General features: G+C 64.5%; 18 protein-coding genes. 12 read left to right on the top strand and 6 right to left on the bottom strand.

What is annotated here, in order from left to right; genetic code table 11:
* Positions 1–27: 27 nt before the first annotated feature.
* From rfbD to rfbB, 4 genes are all read right to left on the bottom strand, one after another.
* Positions 28–930, bottom strand: coding sequence for a dTDP-4-dehydrorhamnose reductase (gene rfbD / locus ACVOMC_RS06445; RefSeq protein ID WP_481523291.1), 903 nt, complete (start codon positions 928–930; stop codon positions 28–30).
* Positions 927–1484, bottom strand: coding sequence for a dTDP-4-dehydrorhamnose 3,5-epimerase (gene rfbC / locus ACVOMC_RS06440; protein ID WP_481523290.1), 558 nt, complete (start codon positions 1482–1484; stop codon positions 927–929). The genes rfbD and rfbC overlap by 4 nt, the downstream gene beginning before the upstream one ends.
* Positions 1481–2368, bottom strand: coding sequence for a glucose-1-phosphate thymidylyltransferase RfbA (gene rfbA, locus ACVOMC_RS06435; protein ID WP_481523289.1), 888 nt, complete (start codon positions 2366–2368; stop codon positions 1481–1483). The genes rfbC and rfbA overlap by 4 nt, the downstream gene beginning before the upstream one ends.
* A gap of 84 nt (positions 2369–2452) precedes the next feature.
* Positions 2453–3508, bottom strand: a complete 1056-nt coding sequence (gene rfbB / locus ACVOMC_RS06430; RefSeq protein WP_481523288.1) for a dTDP-glucose 4,6-dehydratase — start codon at positions 3506–3508, stop codon at positions 2453–2455.
* A 265-nt stretch (positions 3509–3773) separates the two neighbouring features.
* Between rfbB and ACVOMC_RS06425 the strand changes: the two genes are divergently transcribed.
* The 12 genes from ACVOMC_RS06425 to ACVOMC_RS06370 all read left to right on the top strand — a co-directional run bounded on the left by ACVOMC_RS06425 (position 3774) and on the right by ACVOMC_RS06370 (position 15781).
* The gene (locus ACVOMC_RS06425) at positions 3774–4520 is read left to right on the top strand and encodes an electron transfer flavoprotein subunit beta/FixA family protein (RefSeq protein ID WP_481523287.1); all 747 of its coding nucleotides are present in this window, start codon (positions 3774–3776) and stop codon (positions 4518–4520) included.
* Positions 4520–5455 (top strand): electron transfer flavoprotein subunit alpha/FixB family protein, encoded by a 936-nt coding sequence (locus tag ACVOMC_RS06420; RefSeq protein WP_481523286.1) that lies wholly within the window; start codon positions 4520–4522, stop codon positions 5453–5455. Before ACVOMC_RS06425 ends, ACVOMC_RS06420 begins: the two co-directional genes overlap by 1 nt.
* Positions 5456–5682: 227 nt before the next feature.
* Positions 5683–6666, top strand: coding sequence for a glycosyltransferase family 2 protein (locus ACVOMC_RS06415; RefSeq protein ID WP_481523285.1), 984 nt, complete (start codon positions 5683–5685; stop codon positions 6664–6666).
* Positions 6663–7421 carry a GNAT family N-acetyltransferase gene (locus tag ACVOMC_RS06410; RefSeq protein WP_481523284.1) on the top strand — a complete coding sequence of 253 codons (759 nt, stop codon included), beginning with the start codon at positions 6663–6665 and terminating at the stop codon, positions 7419–7421. Before ACVOMC_RS06415 ends, ACVOMC_RS06410 begins: the two co-directional genes overlap by 4 nt.
* Positions 7418–7666, top strand: coding sequence for an acyl carrier protein (locus tag ACVOMC_RS06405; RefSeq protein ID WP_481523283.1), 249 nt, complete (start codon positions 7418–7420; stop codon positions 7664–7666). The genes ACVOMC_RS06410 and ACVOMC_RS06405 overlap by 4 nt, the downstream gene beginning before the upstream one ends.
* Before the next feature lie 2 nt (positions 7667–7668).
* On the top strand, positions 7669–8412 hold the full coding sequence (locus ACVOMC_RS06400) for an SDR family NAD(P)-dependent oxidoreductase (protein WP_481523282.1): 744 nt from the start codon (positions 7669–7671) through the stop codon (positions 8410–8412).
* Entirely contained in the window at positions 8413–9810 is a 1398-nt protein-coding gene (locus tag ACVOMC_RS06395; protein ID WP_481523281.1) for an AMP-binding protein, read from the top strand.
* Positions 9807–10910, top strand: a complete 1104-nt coding sequence (locus ACVOMC_RS06390) for a LuxE/PaaK family acyltransferase (RefSeq protein WP_481523280.1) — start codon at positions 9807–9809, stop codon at positions 10908–10910. Before ACVOMC_RS06395 ends, ACVOMC_RS06390 begins: the two co-directional genes overlap by 4 nt.
* Positions 10907–12133: an acyl-CoA reductase gene (locus ACVOMC_RS06385; RefSeq protein ID WP_481523279.1), complete on the top strand. Its 1227-nt coding sequence runs from the start codon at positions 10907–10909 to the stop codon at positions 12131–12133. The genes ACVOMC_RS06390 and ACVOMC_RS06385 overlap by 4 nt, the downstream gene beginning before the upstream one ends.
* Before the next feature lie 4 nt (positions 12134–12137).
* Positions 12138–12503 carry an EamA family transporter gene (locus ACVOMC_RS06380; RefSeq protein WP_481523278.1) on the top strand — a complete coding sequence of 122 codons (366 nt, stop codon included), beginning with the start codon at positions 12138–12140 and terminating at the stop codon, positions 12501–12503.
* Between the two features lie 33 nt (positions 12504–12536).
* Positions 12537–13661 (top strand): dTDP-4-amino-4,6-dideoxygalactose transaminase, encoded by a 1125-nt coding sequence (gene rffA / locus ACVOMC_RS06375; protein WP_279919831.1) that lies wholly within the window; start codon positions 12537–12539, stop codon positions 13659–13661.
* Positions 13658–15781: a hypothetical protein gene (locus ACVOMC_RS06370; RefSeq protein ID WP_481523277.1), complete on the top strand. Its 2124-nt coding sequence runs from the start codon at positions 13658–13660 to the stop codon at positions 15779–15781. Before rffA ends, ACVOMC_RS06370 begins: the two co-directional genes overlap by 4 nt.
* On the opposite strand, the gene ACVOMC_RS06365 is transcribed toward ACVOMC_RS06370, so the two are convergent.
* Positions 15746–16786: a glycosyltransferase family 2 protein gene (locus tag ACVOMC_RS06365; RefSeq protein ID WP_481523276.1), complete on the bottom strand. Its 1041-nt coding sequence runs from the start codon at positions 16784–16786 to the stop codon at positions 15746–15748. The two genes, ACVOMC_RS06370 and ACVOMC_RS06365, sit on opposite strands and share 36 nt — an antisense overlap.
* Positions 16783–19059 (bottom strand): hypothetical protein, encoded by a 2277-nt coding sequence (locus tag ACVOMC_RS06360; protein WP_481523275.1) that lies wholly within the window; start codon positions 19057–19059, stop codon positions 16783–16785. Before ACVOMC_RS06360 ends, ACVOMC_RS06365 begins: the two co-directional genes overlap by 4 nt.
* Positions 19060–19061: the final 2 nt, after the last annotated feature.

Below are 19061 nucleotides of genomic sequence, written 5' to 3'. Positions count from 1 at the left end.
GAACTCCGGGGCTTTTCATTCCATCGATCAGCGCTGTGCGCGCAATTGACCGATCACCCGCTCCAGGCCTTCCCGCCACGGCGGCAACACGATGCCAAAGTCCTGCTGCAGTTTGGCATTGTCCAGTACCGACCAGGCCGGACGCCGGGCGGGTGTGGGATATTCCGCGCTGCTGATCGCGTGAACGTGCGGCGCCCTGGTCAGCAGCCCAGCAGACACCGCCTCGGCAAAAATCGCCTCGGCAAAGCCGTGCCAGCTGGTCTGCCCGGAGGCGGTCAGATGCCAGGTGCCGGACAGCTGCTCCGGATGCTGCAGTGCTTTGGCCGTAACCTCGGCAATCAGCACCGCCGGCGTCGGCGTTCCGATCTGGTCGGCGACCACGCGCAGCTCCTCACGCTCGGCCCCCACCCGCAGCATCGTGCGCAGGAAATTGGCTCCGTGGGCGGCATACACCCAGGCGGTGCGGAAAATCAGATGGCGACCACCGGCGGCCCGTACCGCGTCCTCGCCATCGCGCTTGCTGGTTCCATACACGCCCAGCGGCGCGGTCGGCTCATCCTCGCGATACGGCGCCGTGCCTTGGCCGTCGAACACGTAGTCGGTGGAGTAATGCACCAACGGCACGCCATGGGCCGCGCACCAGCGTGCGATCACGCCCGGTGCCTGCGCGTTGGCGGCGAAGGCCGCCTCAACGTCCTGCTCGGCGCGGTCCACGGCGGTGTAGGCCGCCGCGTTGACCACCACCGAGGGTTGCAGGCGATCCAGCAGCGCCGGCAGGCTGTCCGGCTGGCCGAAGTCCGCCGTCTCGCAGGCCACGCCATCGGGCAGCAGGCCGCTGCGCGTGGTCGCGATCACCTGCCCCAGCGGCGCCAGCGCGCGCAGCAGCTCCTGGCCGACCTGGCCGTTGCCACCGAATACCAGCACCGTCATGGGGTGTAGACCGGCAAACGGTCTTCAGCGATGTCCTTCAGGAACGGTGCGCTTTCGTCCTTGGCCGACAGGGTCGGCGCACTGATCGGCCAATCCACCGCGATATCGGCGTCATTCCAGCGCACGCCAGCATCGAAGTCCTTCAGGTAGACCTCGGTACACAGATAGCTGAACACCGCGCGCTCGGACAGCACCGCAAAGCCATGGGCGAAGCCTTCCGGAATCCAGAACTGGCGCTTGTTTTCGGCGCTGAGCACCACCGCCTCCCACTGGCCAAAGGTTGGCGAACCGCGACGGATATCGACGGCCACGTCGTAGACCTCGCCTTCCAGCACGCTGACCAGCTTGCCCTGCGGCCGCGGCCACTGGTAATGCAGGCCACGCAGCACACCCTTGGCGGAGGTGGAGACGTTGCTCTGCACGAAGCGGGTCGGCAGGCCGTGCTGACCAAAGCGCTCGGCATTCCAGGTCTCGAAGAAAAAGCCACGCTCGTCACCGAACACCGCTGGCTCGATGACCACGCAACCTGGCAACTTCGTTTCAATCACTTTCACGGAACAACTCCACGCAAGGCAAGTTTGTGCAGGTACTGGCCGTAGCCATTCTTGATCAGGGGAGCCGCCAGAACTTCCAACTGCTCGGCGTTGATCCAGCCCTGGCCAAAGGCGATTTCCTCCGGACAGCAGACCTGCAGGCCTTGGCGGGTCTGGATGGTCTCGATGAAGTTGGAGGCTTCCAACAGGGACTGGTGGGTGCCGGTATCGAGCCAGGCGTAACCGCGGCCCAGCGCTTCCAGGTGCAGGTTGCCCTCGGCCAGGTAGCGCTTGTTGAGATCGGTGATCTCCAGCTCGCCCCGTGGCGACGGCTTCAGTTCGGCAGCATGGGCACTGGCGTTGCCGTCGTAGAAGTACAGGCCGGTCACGGCGTAGTTGGAGCGCGGATTCTCCGGCTTCTCCACCAGGTCGATCACCTTGCCGCTGGTGTCAAACTCGGCCACGCCGTAGCGCTCCGGGTCGTTCACCCAGTAGCCGAACACGGTAGAGCCGTCCACGCGCTCGTCGGCACGCTTGAGCACCTCGCGCAGTCCATGGCCATGGAAGATGTTGTCCCCCAGCACCAGGCAGCTCGGCTTGCCAGCCACGAAGTCGCGGCCGATCAGGTAGGCCTGCGCCAGCCCGTCCGGACTGGGCTGCACGGCATACTGGATATCCATGCCCCACTGCGAACCGTCGCCCAGCAACTGCTGGAACAGCGCCTGTTCGTGCGGCGTGTTGATGATCAGCACTTCACGAATGCCCGCCAGCATCAGCACGCTGAGCGGGTAGTAGATCATCGGCTTGTCGTACACCGGCAGCAGCTGCTTGCTGACGCCCTTGGTGATCGGGTACAGCCGGGTGCCGGAGCCGCCGGCCAGGATGATGCCTTTACGTTGCGTCATTTCCAGAGTCCTTCTTTCAAGATGCCGCGCCACCAATGGGCTGCCCTGCGGACAGCGCAGGCATATCGCGACAACGGTCCATCATCAGGCAACGGTGCCGATACGCTGCAGGCGGTAGCTGCCATCGAGCACGCCGTTGACCCATTCCTGGTTATCCAGATACCAGTCCACGGTGTAGGCGATGCCCTGCTCGAAGGTGTACTTGGGCTCCCAGCCCAACTCGTTCTTCAATTTGGAGGCATCAATCGCATAACGGCGGTCATGGCCCGGGCGGTCGGCGACGTAGGTGATCTGGCTGCTGCGCGGCTGGCCATCCGCACGCGGGCGGCGCTGGTCCAGCAGGTCACAGATGGCCTGCACGACTTCGATATTCTTCTTTTCCGAGTTGCCGCCAACGTTGTAGGTCTCGCCCACACGGCCTTTGGCCAGCACGGTGCGGATCGCTTCGCAATGGTCGGTCACGAACAGCCAGTCGCGCACCTGCTTACCGTCGCCGTACACCGGCAGCGGCTCACCGGCCAGCGCCTTGGCGATCACCAGCGGAATCAGCTTCTCGGGGAAGTGATACGGGCCGTAATTGTTGGAGCAGTTGGTGGTCAGCACCGGCAGCCCGTAGGTGTGGTGGAAAGCGCGCACCAGATGGTCCGAGGCCGCCTTGGACGCCGAGTACGGCGAGTTCGGCGCGTACGGGGTGGTTTCGGTGAACAGGCCCGTTTCGCCCAGCGTGCCGTACACCTCGTCGGTAGAGACATGCAGGAAGCGGAACGCCTGGCCCTTGTCGGCCGGCAGCGCCTTCCAGTAATCGCGCACGGCTTCAAGCAGCGCCAAGGTGCCAACCACATTGGTCTGGATGAACGCGCCGGGGCCATCGATGGAGCGGTCCACATGGCTTTCCGCGGCGAAATTCAGTACCGCGTCGGGCTGGTGTTCGACCAGCAGGCGCTCGACCAGCTCCCGGTCACCGATATCACCCTTCACGAAGACGTGATTCGGGTTGCCCTCCAGACTGGACAGCGTCTTCAGGTTACCGGCATAGGTCAGGGCATCGAGATTGACGACGCGTACGCCTTTGGCGACCGCCTCCAATACAAAATTGCCGCCAATGAATCCGGCACCGCCGGTGACAAGCCATGTGGGCACTACCTGTTCTCCTGTTTTTCAATTCATCCTGGGAACGCCCGCGGCATTCCGACACAGCGGTACAGCATACAGGCCAGCGCTCCGCACGGCTGCCTCCGGAATGATAGGACACGCCCGCAGATCCGGCATTTTGGTGCTTCGCAGCATTTCCATACGCATTCGCATGGAAGCGCTTGGCCAGTTAGAATCGCGGTCCAATTTCCCGAACCGGTTGCTGCCACCAAGAGCCGGACGCTATTCCCTGTTACCGAAGGATTCGTACCAGATGAAAATCCTCGTCGCGTACAAGCGCGTGGTGGACTACAACGTCCGCATTCAGGTCAGGCCGGACGGTTCCGGCGTGGTCACCGATGGCGTCAAACTCTCGCCCAACCCGTTCGATGAAATCGCCCTGGAAGAAGCCCTGCGCCTGCGCGACAAGGGCCTCGCCACGGAAGTGGTGGTCGCCACCATCGCCCCGGCCGACGCCCAGGCGCATCTGCGCAACGGCCTGGCCATGGGCGCCAACCGCGCCATCCACGTGGTCACCGACCAGGCCATCCAGCCGCTCACCGCTGCCCGCACCCTGCTCAAGCTGGTGGAGAAGGAACAGCCGGATCTGGTTATCCTCGGCAAACAGGCCATCGACGACGACGCCAACCAGACCGGCCAGATGCTGGCCACGCTGTGGGCGCGCCCGCAGGCCACCTTCGCCTCCAAGGTCGAGATCGCCGACGGCAAGGCCACGGTCACCCGTGAAGTCGACGCCGGCTTGGAAACGCTGGAAGTCGACCTACCGGCGGTGATCACCACCGACCTGCGTCTGAACGAGCCGCGTTTCATCAAGCTGCCGGACATCATGAAAGCCAAGGCCAAGCCGCTGGAAACCCTGCAGCTGGCCGACCTGGGCGTTGAAGCCGCCGACACGTTCAAGACAAACCACTACGCCGCGCCGGCAAAGCGCAGCAAGGGCGTGATGGTGAAGGACGCCGCCGAACTGGTGGCTGCACTCAAGCAGAAGGGGTTGCTGTAATGGCCAAGATTCTCGTTATCGCTGAGCACCTGGACGGCAAGCTCAACAGCGCCGTCGCCAAGACCGTTTCGGCCGCTGCCGCCGTCGGTGGCGACATCGACGTGCTGGTGCTGGCCGCCGACCCGGCCGGCATCGCCGCCGAAGCTGCGCAGATCGCCGGCGTCAGCAAGGTGCTCACCCTGGCCAACCCGGCCAACGCACATGCCCTGGCCCAGGTACAGGCACCGCAGATCGCCAAGGCCGCCGCCGGCTACAGCCACGTGTTCGGCGCCTCGACCACCACCGGCAAGGACCTGGTCCCGGCCGTCGCCGCGCTGCTCGGCGTAAACCAGGTCTCCGACCTGATGAGCGTCGAAGGCCCGCACACCTTCAAGCGCCCGATCTACGCTGGCAACGCCATAATCACCGTGGAACTGCCGGCCGACCAGGTCGTGGTGGCGACCGTTCGCGCCGCTTCGTGGCCGGAAGCAGCCAAGGGCAACAGCGCACCGGTCGAGGCCATCAACGTCGATGCCACCCTGCCCTCGCACACCCGCTTCATCGGCCTGGCCGCCGGCAAGAGCGACCGCCCGGACCTGCAGAGCGCCAAGCGCGTGGTTTCCGGTGGCCGTGGCGTCGGTTCGGAAGAGAACTTCAAGGTGATCTACCAGTTGGCCGACAAGCTCGACGCCGCCGTCGGTGCCTCGCGCGCCGCAGTGGATGCCGGCTACGTGCCCAGCGACCTGCAGGTGGGCCAGACCGGCAAGATCATCGCCCCGGAACTATACGTGGCGGTCGGCATCAGTGGCGCGATCCAGCACCTGACCGGCATCAAGGATGCCGGCACTATTGTCGCAATCAACAAGGACGGCGACGCGCCGATCTTCGAGATCGCCGACATCGGTCTAGTGGGGGATCTGTTCGCGATCCTGCCGGAGCTGGAAAAGGCGCTGTGAGCCAATGGGCCAGCGCCGTTAATGCGGTCGCTGGCTCGGCTGAGGCGTTCGTCGCGCTTAATCCGACCCGAATCGCCCGGTAAAGCTATAATGTCTGATTGCTTGCACTGGGCGTCGTGCGGGCTGCGGAGTGCCAGATCAAGCGCTGCACGCGGCCGGCCGCAGCGCAGTTTGAACGTGTCGACCGACCCCTCAACGAGCCTGGGCGCCGAAGGATGCTTGATCTGATGACCGTTACTCCCATTTCTCCGAGTTCCGACCTGGGCCACTCCGTGATGCTTTCTGTGGTTGCACCGGTCTACGGGTGCCAAGGGTGCCTGGAAGATCTCGTGGATCAGGTGCAGGCTGCGGCGACGTCAATGGCCATGTCGTTCGAGATGATCCTCGTCGATGACGACAGCCCCGACGGGGCATGGGCCCGCATCGAAGAGTTGTCGCGCACCAGGCCATGGTTGCGCGGACTACGCCTGTCACGGAATTTCGGCCAACATTCGGCGATCTCCGCCGGCATCGAGCATGCGACGGGCCGTTGGACGGTGGTAATGGATTGCGACCTGCAAGATGCGCCCAGCGAGATCCCGGCGCTGTACCGCAAAGCCATCGACGAGCAGCTGGACGTGGTGTTCGCACAGCGCATCGAACGCCAGGACAAACCGCTCAAACGACTTTCCTCCTGGGGCTTCTTCACCCTGCTGGGGTGGCTTACCGGCGTCCCGCAGGATCCGACAACCGCCAACTTCGGCATCTTCCACTGCAAGGTGATCGATGCAGTCTGTCAGATGCCCGAACGCGACCGTTCGTTCCCCCTGATGGTCAAGTGGGCCGGCTTCCGTACCGGCAAGCTCCCGGTCCAGCACCAGGCACGCGCCGTAGGCGAAACCTCCTACACCCTCCGCAAATTGCTCAAGCTGTCGATGAACATCGCACTAGGCTATTCGGAGAAGCCGCTGCGCATGGTCGCCGGGACCGGCATCGTCTGTTCGCTGGTGGCCTTCGTACTGGTCGGCATGAGCCTGCTGCGCTGGTGGGACGGGGATATCGAAGTCGCCGGCTACACCTCGATCATCGGATCGGTGTGGCTGATCGGTGGCCTGGTGATGTTCTGCCTGGGTGTGGTCGGGCTGTATGTGGGCCAGGTCTTCCGGAACGTGCAACGTCGCCCCTACTACATCGTTGCCGATGCGGTGAACGATGATCGGAAAGCGCGATGAACGTCGTCTTCGATCACGGCCAGGGCAGCATTGCCGCGCGTCTTACACCGTGGGATGAGCGCGCGCTGGGCTTCGTTACCGCCGAAGTCACCGTGCTGGATATCGCGGCAGTCGACCAGGCCGGTCCGTTGCTGGAGGAGCTCGAGCACTGGTGCGCCGGCCAGTCGGTGCATTACCTGTTCGGCCGCATCGATGCCACATCTCCGGTGGCGAAGGCCGCGCTGCTGCAACACGGCTACCAGTTCGTTGAAACCTCGTTGACCGTCTCGCGCAGTGGTTTCGCCAACCTGCCCACAGTTCCGCGCGGCATGTTGCCGACGCTGCGACCGGCCACCGCGGCGGATATCCCGGAGCTTCGCCGTATCGCAGACACGGATTTCGCTCACGGCAGGTTCCTTGAAGATCCAGCGATCGATCCGGTGCGCGCGGCCAACCGTACCGCCAACTGGATCGAGGACCTTGTCACCGGTGGCCTTGCCCAGGTCGCAGAATCGCGCGGCAGGACGATTGGCTTCCATGCCGAACGCGTCAATCCCGAACAACGCAGTGCCGAACTGCTGCTGACCGGCGCAACCGCACCCTACGCAATGCTGGCGCTGCCCCTGTGGGTCACAGCCCTGGAATCCCTTGCCGCCCGGGAGATCCAGCAGTGCACCACGCTCGTCTCTGCCGCCAACACGGGCATCCTCAATCTATATGCCCGACTCGGGTTCCATTTCAACAACACCCTGTTTGGGTTCAGGAAATTTCTATGAACGATGCAGTTACCGAAGATAAAGTTGTCGTCGTGTTTGCCCGTGTGCTGGGCATCGCCCCGGACACCATCAATGACGATCTGCGCTACGCGACCATCCCGCAGTGGGATTCGATCGCGCACATGTCCGTGGTCGCAGCGCTCGAAGAAGCCTTCGGCGTGATGATCGACATGGACGAGGTGATCGACATGAGCTCGGTCGGCAAGGCGCGCGAGATCCTGCGTAAGCACGGCGCGGCTGCCTGAGCATGTCCACCGCCGTGTCTGTCATCCTAGTTACCGGTGCCTCGCGCGGGATCGGACGGGCGATCGCGCTGCATCTGGCTGCACAGCCAGCTCAGCTTGTGCTGGTAGCGCGCGACGAGGCGGCGTTGGCAAGCCTCTCTGCGGAGGTCGAGTCACTCGGCGCACCCGCTCCGTTGTGTGCGGCGCTGGACTTGACCGATGCGGACGCGATTGCCGCGTTGTTCAAACAGGTGTTTTCCCGTTTCGGTCGCGTGGACGGACTGGTCAACAATGCAGGGGTGCTGCATGAGGGCCTGCTTGGCATGATCCGAGCCGAAGACATCGACCAGGTGCTGACCGTCAACGTCAAAGCGCCGCTTATGGCGATGCAGTATGCGTCGCGCCTTATGGCACGCACCGGCAAGGGCAGCATCGTTAATCTGGTCTCGATCATGGGCGTCAACGGCGCTGCCGGCCTGAGCCTGTATGCCGCCAGCAAGGCCGCCCTAGTCGGCGCGACGCGTTCGGCATCCAAAGAGCTGGCGCCGCGCGGAATCCGTGTCAATGCCGTCTCACCGGGCTTCATCGACACCGATATGACCCGGGACATGCCCGAGGCCGCACACGCCAAGCGCTTGGCCTCGATCGGCATGGGCCGCGCAGGAACGCCGCGCGAAGTGGCCGAGCTGGTCGCGTTCCTGCTCGGCGACAGCTCCGCCTACATCACCGGCCAGATCATCGGCGTCGACGGACAGATGGTGGTCTGAATGCAGTTCTGGCAGTTGGCGCACGGCAATCGCACTGCGCTCATCGAGGGAACACGGACGCTCAGCTATGATGAACTGGGCGTGCTGGCCGATACCCTGGCCGTGCACCTGCCCGCCGGGCGGGGTATGGGCGTGCTGGCGATGCCCAGCACGATCGACGCGGTCGCGCTCTATCTGGGCGCCCTGCGCAGTACCCGTCAGGTCCCCCTGCTGATCCAGCCCGATGTCGACCCGGAGCTGCTGGACGCGCTGCTGACTCAGTACGTGCCGGACTGGCTTGCCATGCCGGGCACGGCGCCGGCCGGTTACCGGACGGTGCATGTCGCAGGCACTCTGGGCATCCACCTGCGCGAAACCCACCTCACGCTCCCATCGCCGCATGGCGACTTGGCGCTGCTGCTGAGCACATCGGGCAGTACCGGTTCATCCAAGCTGGTGCGGTTGTCCGCGCAGGGCTTGGCCGCGAACACGACATCGATCGTTGCCTATCTCGGCCTGGGTCCGGAAGACCGCGCCATCACCACATTGCCGTTGGCCTATTCGTTTGGCATGTCCATCCTCAACAGCCATCTGGGCTGTGGTGGCTGCGTGGTACTGAGCGAAGACAGCCTGATGACCCGCGAGTTCTGGGAAGCCGCACGCGGCAACGCGGTCACTTCCCTGTCCGGGGTTCCGGCCACCTACGAAATACTGCGCCGCATGGGCCTTACGCGCCTGCAGCTGCCCAGCCTGCGCATGCTGACCCAGGCCGGTGGCCGCCTGCGCGACGAACTGGTCCAGCATTTTGCCGAGTCTGCCAAGGACCACGGCCTGCAGTTCTTCGTCATGTATGGCCAGACCGAAGCCTCGCCCCGCATCAGCTATGTTCCCTCCGAGCGGCTCTTGGACAAGATCGGCAGCATCGGCATTGCGGTGCCGGGCGGTCGGATGCATGTCGATGTGGAAAGCAGTGAACTGGTCTACGAGGGGCCCAATGTCATGATGGGCTATGCCACCTCGCGCGAAGAACTTGCGCGCCCCGACGAACTGCACGGCCTGCTTCGCACGGGCGATCTGGCCCGTGTGGATGACGAAGGGTTCCATTACATCACCGGGCGCGCCAAACGGTTCCTGAAGATCTCCGGCAACCGCGTCAATCTCGATGAAGTGGAAGCAATGCTGTCGACCGCGCTCGGCCGTCAGATCGCCTGCTCGGGCAATGACGACGATCTGGTCGTATTCAGCCATGGCGATGCGCCCGCCGCGCAGGACAACGTCCGCCAACTGGTGCAGGCGCGCTACAAACTGTTCGGCGGGCTGGTCCGCTGCATCCATCTGGATTCGCTGCCGCTGCTGTCCAGCGGCAAGATCGACTATCTGTCGCTGCGGCAGCTCGCCGCGCAAGGAGCACGTCAATGAACGCAGGCACGGACAGCTCACTGGCAGCGGCTGCGCTGGAAGCGGAGGTCTATGGGCTGGGCCGCCTGGCCAAGCGCGAATGGCTGCTGGACGGCCTGCAGTCGCTCACCCGGCATCACCACCAGTCCTGCCCGCCCTACCGCGCCATGCTCGATGCACTGTGGCGCGGCGGCCAGGCGGACTCGCTGGAATCGCTGCCCTGGCTGCCGGTCCGGCTGTTCAAGCAGATCGACCTGAAGAGCGTCGCCGACGACCAGGTACTGCGCACGCTGGTTTCCAGCGGCACCACGGGCGCTGCCGTCTCGAGGATCTTCCTCGATGCGGAAACCGCACGTGCGCAGACCCGCGCCCTGACGCGGATCTTCTCCCACTTTGCCGGTAACCGCCGGATGCGCATGCTGGTGGTCGACGACGACTCGTTCCTGCGCGATCGCAGCCGCTTCAACGCGCGCGCAGCCGGCATCCTGGGCTTCTCCAACTTCGGCCGCGACCATCTGTACCTGCTCGACGAACAGTTGCAGCCCGACTGGGCAGCACTGGCGCACTGGCTGGCCAAGGCCCCGGACGAACCGGTACTGCTGTTCGGCTTCACCTTCATCGTCTGGCAGTCCTTTGTCCAGGCTGCCGCACGCGACGGCGTAACGCTGCGCTTCCCCGAAGGCAGCATGCTGGTGCATGGCGGCGGCTGGAAGAAGATGGACGAACAGAAGGTCGACAATGCCGCTTACAAGGCCTCGCTCTCCAGCACCTTCGGTATTGATCGCGTCCACAATTATTACGGCATGGTCGAGCAGGTCGGATCGATTTTCTTCGAGTGCGAGCACGGCCATCTTCATGCACCGGCTTATGCCGATGTGATCATTCGTGACCTGCAGGATCTCAGCCCAACGGCCAATGGAACCGCAGGTGCCGTGCAGGTGCTGAGCCTGTTGCCTGGCAGCTACCCGGGGCACAGCCTGCTCACCGAAGACCTGGGCGTGATCCACGGCGAGGACGATTGCCCTTGCGGTCGACTCGGGAAGCACTTCAGCGTACTGGGCCGCATCAAGAACGTTGAAGTCCGCGGCTGCAGCGACACACGAACGGTACCCCGCGCATGACACAGATCCTGTTTTCCATTGACGCGGACGCAGCGCTGCCGGATCAGCTGGCGCGCCTGGCCACGCTGCCGCCGCTGTCACCCTTCAGTGCGGAGGCGCGCGCGTTCGTCGCCGATTTCGCACGACGTGTGTTCGCGCTGCCGGTGCTGCGCGAGCATCCCGAACTGGCGACGCTGGCACACTGGTTCCGTCCGGCGGCGCAGGAGCATCTGTCGCGGCGCCTGCTGGCACCGTCCACCGAACACCTGTTGGCACGTGGCCTGGTGTTCCATCTTGCGCCGGCCAACGTCGATGTGTTGTTCGCCTATGCCTGGCTGATGTCCGTGCTGGCCGGCAATCGCAACGTAGCCCGCCTGTCGCAGAAGCACAGTCCCCAACGCGAAGCACTGGTCTCGATCCTGCACGCCATGCGCGAGGAAGGGCTGCATGCCGACGTCCTGCAGCGCAGCGTGCTGCTGACCTATCCGCATGATGACGCGGTGACTACGTTGATCTCCCGCAGCTGCCATGCGCGGATCATCTGGGGCGGCGACGCAACGGTCGCCAAGATTCGTTCCTTGCCGCTGGCGCCGTTGGCCGTTGAACTCGCCTTCCCGGATCGATTCGGTGTGGCAGCTATCGATGCCGCGCATGTATTGCAGAGCAGCGACGCGGACCTGCAGCAGCTTGCCCACCGGTTCGTCAACGATGTTCTCTGGTTCGGCCAGCAGGCGTGCTCTTCACCCCGCACCCTGTACTGGGTTGGCGCGCAGGAAACAGTGGAGGCCGCGCGTGCACGGTTCTGGCCTGCGGTACGCTCGCAATCCGGCGCCGTCGCAGATGAGCCCGCCGCGATGATGGCCCGGGTGACCGATGCCCACCTGATGGCCACACTCTCCTCCGATGGCCTGCATTCGGGCACGTCACTGGGCACCTATCCCCTTACGCTCTATGCAGCCCGCGCCGATGGAAACCTGCGCGAGCTGCAGAGTGGCCACGGGCTGGTGGTGGATGTCCAGTTGGACACGCTGGAAGCACTGGCGCCACAGCTGGACGATCGCGACCAGACGCTCGTCGTGCAGGGTTTCCCGCGGGAATCGCTGATAAAGCTGCTTGACCGGCTCGGTAATCGTGCCATCGACCGCATCGTGCCTTTCGGCCGTGCACTCGACTTCCACCCGGTCTGGGACGGTACCGACCTGCTGGACGTGCTGACCCGCAAGATCACCCTGCCAGGGAACTGAGACGATGAGCTACCTCTTCATCGCGTTGACGATCATGCTGACGGTCTACGGCCAGCTGATCCTGAAGTGGCAGGTAGGCGTCCACGGCTACCTGCTTTCCGCGCCGCTGCAGCCGTTGAACGTGCTGCAACTGCTGCTCAAGCCCTGGGTCATTTCCGCCTTTGCGGCAGCCTTCGGTGCATCGCTGTGCTGGATGGCGGCCATCAGCAAGATGCCGATCAGCCGGGCCTACCCGTACATGGCAATCAATTTCTTCCTGGTTGCGCTGTTTGCCAGCGTGATCTTCCGTGAGCAGCTGGATGGATACAAGATCGCCGGAACGCTGATCATCATGCTGGGTGTGGTCGTGCTGTCACGATCGGTCGCCTGACACCACTACAACGCCACCCTGCGAGGCACACCCTTGATTCCTTTCAACAAACCCTTTATGACCGGTCGTGAGCTCTGGCACATTGCGCAGGCGCACGCCAACGGCCACCTGTCCGGCGACGGCCAGTTCACCAAGCGCAGTCACGCCTGGCTTGAACAGCGCACCGGGGCGCAGCGGGCCCTACTGACCCACAGCTGCACGGCGGCACTGGAAATGGCGGCGCTGCTGCTCGACCTGCAGCCCGGTGACGAAGTCATCATGCCGTCCTATACCTTCGTGTCCACCGCCAACGCATTCGTACTGAGAGGGGCGGTGCCGGTGTTCGTGGATATCCGCGAGGACACGCTGAACCTGGATGAGCGCCTGGTGGAGGCCGCGATCACGCCGCGCACCCGCGCCATCTGCGTCGTGCACTATGCGGGTGTCGCCTGCGAAATGGACAGCTTGCTGGACATCGCCGCCCGCCACGGCCTGGCCATTGTCGAAGATGCTGCACAGGCCATCATGTCCACCTACAAGGGGCGGCCACTGGGCACGATTGGCGAACTGGGGGCCCTCAGCTTCCACGAAACCAAGAACATCATTTCAGGTGAGGGCGGCGCCCTGCTCTGCCGCGATGCCCGATTCGGCGAACGTGCGGAAATCCTGCGCGAGAAAGGAACCAACCGCAGCCGCTTCTTCCGCGGCCAGGTCGACAAGTACACTTGGGTGGACGTCGGATCCTCCTTCCTGCCCGGCGAGATCACCGCCGCATTCCTCTGCGCGCAGATCGAAGAAGCAGACCAGATCACCGCGCGCCGCTTGGCCATCTGGGACCGTTACCAGCAATGGGCCGCGCCGCATGAAGCGGCTGGCCGGCTGCGCCGGCCGATCGTACCCGCCGACTGCCAGCACAACGCGCACATGTTCTACATGCTTCTGCCCGACCTCGACGCGCGCACCCGCTTCATCTCGGAAATGAAGAACCGCGGCGTGCAGACCGTGTTCCATTACATTCCGCTGCATTCGGCACCGGCCGGTCTTCAGGCCGGCCGTACCCATGGCGAGCTGCACAATACCGACGCGCTCAGTGAGCGGCTGGTGCGCATGCCGCTGTGGGTGGGCGTGGAAGAGCACCTTGAGGCGATCTTCGCAGCTGCAGACGACGTGCTCGCATGAATCAACCGGTCACTTCAGCAACGCGGGAAGCCCGGGAACTGGTCAAGGGGTTGCCCGGCTGGTACTCCGGCCTGTCCGTGCAGCGCCGCCTGCAAGGGCTGATGATGCTGGTAGCGGGTCTGTTGCTGCTGATCCTGCTGATCGTGCCGTACAACCGCCAGGTGCTGGTCATTGACCTGGAGAGCGCACAGCCTGGGCGGCTGCAGGTCTATTTCGACATGGGACAGGGCCTCTCCGAGCCCCTGTCCACGATCAAGCGCTATCAGGCCGGCCAGACCGAACTGCGCTACGAGTTGCCACGCGGCACGCTGCACGGCGTCCGGATAGATCCTGATCCCGGCGCAGCGCCCATCGTGTTCACGCATATCGGCGCGGTTGGCTTCGGCGGGCGCGAGCGACAGACGCTCGCCGACCCGCTGCAGCTGGAAGGTGTGCAGATGGCACGCGACACCAGCCCCGGCCTGGAACACGCACGGTTCGTGATCGCCGCCGATGCCACCGATCCACAGCTGGCGATCCCGCTGGCGGTGCCGATGAAAAGCAATTCCGGCGTAGCACCGGCTACGTGGAACCTGCTGTGGTGGGCATTCTGGTTGAGCCTGCTAGTAGCCATCAGCCTCCAGTTCCTGCGCCGGCCCATGCCGCTCCTGGCATTGGCACTGATCGTGCTCGGGCTGTGCACCGCAATGTCGATGTTTTCCCCGACTTCGGGCCGTTCGGTGCACCCCGATGAACTGCTGCACGACGCGGATGCGGGATATTTCCAGCACCATTGGGCGCCGCCGCGCATGGATGCACCGGACCTGGCGACCAGCTTCACCAGCAGTCCGTATGGCGTGACCTATCTTTCGGAATGGAACGTTGTCTACCTGTTCGCCGCAAAGACCTCACGGATCTTTGGCGAGTTGGGCCTGGACGTGATGCTGTCCTATCGCGCGTTCAATCTGGCGTTGTTTGCGCTGATGCTCGTTGGCCTGGTGGTGATCCGCGCGCCCCGGGGCAGCTACATCCCGCTGTTGATCACGCCACAGCTCTGGTACGTGTTCTCCTACTTCAATGGCGATGCACTGCCCTTCGCGCTGGGCATGCTGGCCACCACGATCGCACTGATGCCCGAAGGCCCATTGCAGCGCTTCCTGCAGCGCCGCGCGCCCTTCGACGCCGCCACACTGGGGCATCTGCTGGTGTTCTGCACCTGCCTGGGCCTGTTGCTTCTTTCGAAGAAGAACTACTGGCCGGTCGCAGCGTTCATCGCGTTGGCGATGTCGGTCGTCGCGCTGCAACTGCGCGCCCTGCTGGCGTCGTCCCTGGTCGTGCTGCTGCTGGCCGGCGTTGCCGCCAACGGTGTTGGCAAGGGGCTGGCCGCTGCGGCCAGCTCCTCCCTGCTCACCTTGGTGGGCATCATGGCTGGCCTGTCGCTGCTTTACTGCTTCTATGCAGCCTGGGTCCTGCTGCGCGAGTCCCACAGCCGCGCCGCGATCGGTCGCATCTGTCTGACCCTCGCACTGTCGGCGGCGGTGGCCCTACCGTGGATCGCGGCCGATGCCTACAAGCACCGCGGCGGCCCGGGCAAGACCGCACTGATCGAGCAGCAGCGTGAGCGGTTCGCCGAGCCCGCATTCAAGCCCTCGGTGACCCGTACGCTGTCCGCAGAGGTCTCCGGGTTCAAGCTCCAGGAGAAGGGCGTGCAGATCGGGCAACTGCTCGACGCACCGAAGGAGTGGCACGTGGGAACGTTCCGCAGCTTCTTTGGCGTCTATGGCTACATGGAGTACTTCGACACCGAGGGCGCCTATCGGTTCGTCGGCTGGTGCGTGCTCGGGGTCCTGTTGCTCGCGCTTGCCTGGGGACTGGGCACCCGCACGCTCTCCCCTGCCCTGGCCATCACCAGTGTCGGCTGCGGGCTGGCACTGGTGCTGGCCTCGTTCCTGCACAGCTGGACCTATGATTTCCAGCCGCAGGGGCGCTATGTAATGGGCCTGGTGGTGATGATGGTGCCGCTGTTCATGCGCACCGGTGAGTCGCAGTGGGGACGCGTCCTGTTCACCGCTGTGGCGCTACTGCTGTTCGTACTGTCAGCCGCTTCATTCACCCATATCGCGCTGCCGCACCTGGTCTGACACCAGCGGCGGCAGCCGGGTGTGCAGGACATCACGCGGGCGAAGCGCGATGTCGTAGTTGAGGAAGGCCAGTATCAGCTGGAGTCCACTGAGAATGGCCATGGCAGGCAGCACCACCGTACCCACGGGTGCTGCCAGCCCCGCCCCGGACAGTTCGAACCAGCGAGCAGCGCCGTAGGCACCGCCTCCGAGCAACAGCACGACACCGGCCACCAGCTGCAGCGATGCCACTGACAGGTCGCGCAGGAAATAGTTGTAGCTGATGCGCTTGGCGAAATTGCGTGCATGCTTGAGGGCGAACTCGCCCAGCACCTTGCCTACGCTGAGGTTGCTGACCTCTTCGCCGTAGTGCGCGTCCATCGGCACGTCCACCACCACGGCACGCACGGCGTTGAGCCGGAACAGCAGGTCGGTTTCGAAGAAGTACCGCTCGCTTAGTTTTGCCAGCGGCAAGCGTGCGGCGACCGCGGCATGGATGGCGGTGTATCCATTGGTAGGATCGAACAGATCCCAGTAGCCGGTGGATGCTTTGGCCAGGAAGGAAAGCCCCAGATTGCCCAGGCGACGGAGCCAGGGCATGCGGCTAATCTGGCCCAGATCCCAGAAACGATTGCCCTTGGCATAGTCGGCCTGCCCGCGCGCGATCGGAGTCACGAACAACGGCAGCAGTCGCGGATCCATCTGCCCATCGCCGTCCACTTTGACCAGGATCTCCATGCCGTCTGCAATGGCAGCCTGATAGCCGGTCACGACCGCACCACCCACGCCCTTGTTCCGGGCATGGCGCAACACCCGCACCCGGGCGTCATTCGTATGCGATTCGATGAAATCCCCCGACGCCTCGGGGCACGCATCGTCCACGCAGTAGACGGCCGTCACCTCGGGGCCGATCGCTGCCAGCACACCGCGTATATGGCGGGTGACCTTGTAGCACGGGATAATCACCGCGATGCGCGGTAAGCAGGGACCGGCCTGGGGCGCGTCGGGCGAGAGAGCAACGGTCATGGTTGCAGCGGATAGAAGAAGAGGCCGCCCGGTGCGGCAATCGCATCCTGCACGCTCAGGCCCAACCTGCCCAGCTCGGTCATGCACAGGCGTGTTTCCAGCATGTCACGATCGGTTGCGCGGTCGGAACGATCAATCAACACATGGGTCACCCCCAGCTTGCGCAGCTGCTGGCGCGCTGCGGCGGGCTTGTTGCTGCAGAGCAGCTGTCGAAGATCGCGCGCCGTGAACGGATAGCCGGCCCCCAGTCGTACATTGAACAGATAGTCATGCTGGCCGAACGGAAGATAGGGCGCAACGCTGGCAGAGGGCAGCACCCAGTCCTCGCGCCCATTGAGCATGACCGAGTAAGCCGGTACCAGCACCACCGCATCCTCCGGCAAACGCGCCTCGGCCTGCTGGAACGCCCGCACCTGCTTTTCGTCCACCGGATAGGGCCAGCCCATGGTCCTGGCCCGCGGTGCAGGCGGTGGCACCATTGCAAAGGCCAGGGCCCCCAGGGCGACCACAATGGCGGTGGCGCGGCGCAGGCTGGCCTTGGGCAGGGCACGGAGGTGGCGGCCCACGCCCACCGCGTCCAGCAGCAGTAGCAGCGACGTCAGTGCCAGCATCGACTGGATAAGCAGCGCATACATGCCCAGCAGATCGATGTAACGCTGCGAGTAGGTGCTCAGCAGGCTTGCTTCCAGCGAACTGTGGCCCAGGGCGAGCAGAACGATGTTGGCAAGCCGCTGTGCACACAGCACCGAGAGCAGCAATCCAATCTGCCAACCCAGAATCGACACCAGCAGACGCCGGCTTTCCGCGGCCCAGCGGCGCCAGAGCAGCGCTGCCAGGCCTGCCGCAATGCTGGCAAGCGCCAGAGCATGTCCGAGCGGATGGATGGCGCGCCACAGGAACTGGCTGGAATCGGGCATCCACTGCATCCAGGGCGCCGGCTGAGGCCCGTGCCAGAGCTCCCAGATCACCGCTGCACGAAGCGCTTCCGGCAGTGAACCCTCAACCAGAGGAACGGGAGGTGGCGTGTACAGGCGCAGCCCCAGGAACTGCTGCAGCCCCTCGCGCACCTCTGGCACGGCTTCTGCCACAAGCTGGAGGTAGTAAGGATCGGCAAGCAGCAACACAACACCGGCCACCGTTCCGGTGAACAGCCCCAGCAGTGGCATCAGCAGGCGAAGGGACAGACCACGCGTATGCAGCCACGGAAACACCGCCACGCAGATGAACAGCGGCACGGAGAAACCGGCGTAGGCCACTGCCAGTGAAGGGTTGAGCTTGACCGCCATTGCCCCGGCAAAGGGCAGCGCGGCCCAGCAGAATGCGGCGCTGCGCCGGTTCCGCGCCATGCCGTGCAGGGTGGCCGCCAAGGCGGGTAGCAGCAGCACCGCCAGCGCACTCAGGCGCCCGGTGCTGTTGAGGTCTGCAACGGGATAGAAGTACGTGGTTCCGCGCAGCATGAGCGCACCCAGGCCCGCAAGCAGCAGTGCACCGCCGGCCATCGACAGCGCCGGCGACAGCCCCCGCGAGCGCAGGCGCCCCCATACAAGTTCGGTCAGCCCCACCACGGCCAGGGTCGCCTGCAGGGCCGGTTGTACCTTCAGGAACGGCCCCAAGTGATGGCCCATGCCAGGCCAGGCCCACAGTGAGGCCAGTACATGCAGCAGCTTCGGGTACTTCTCCAGCCAGGCGGTGCCGCCGGCGGTCAGCAGCGGATAGCCCGCTTCGTACATTGCCGTTGTGAAGGCAATATGCTGATGGGTATCAAGCCCCAGCGCGCCGGCACGCCGCGAGTAAAGCGCGGCAGTGGCGACCAATGCGAACAGGCCCAGCAGGCTCGGCAACGAAGAACCTCCGCATGAGGGCACAAGGCTGCGCACAAACCCGCGTGCCTGCGCTCGATGCGCCAGCAGACTGATCGACAGTGCCGCCATGACCAGCAACGGCAGGGCCAACGGCAGGTCGGCCCAGCTCGTCCAGGCCCAGCCCAGCGGAGCCGAGACAAGCCAGACCAGCAGCAGTGCAAACTGGCCCAGCCAAGCCTTCAGGAAGAGGCCAGGCCCCTGCGCTGTGCTTGCCAGCCCCAGCCATGCCAGTACCCGATGACCGAACCACCCCATGGACAACAGGGAGACCGCCAGCAGAATGACGAACTGGAACTGGGAAACACTGCGCGAGCAGAGCAGGATGAAGATCAGGACGCCGGCGGCCACCCACCTGCCGCGGTTGCGCCCCAGCACGCCATGGCTTGGCCCGTTTCCTGCACTGGCGACCATGT

Source organism: Stenotrophomonas sp. STEN014 (genome assembly GCF_056760315.1).
The sequence above is the reverse complement of the archived record's forward strand: the minus strand, read 5'-3'. Positions and strand labels throughout refer to the sequence as shown.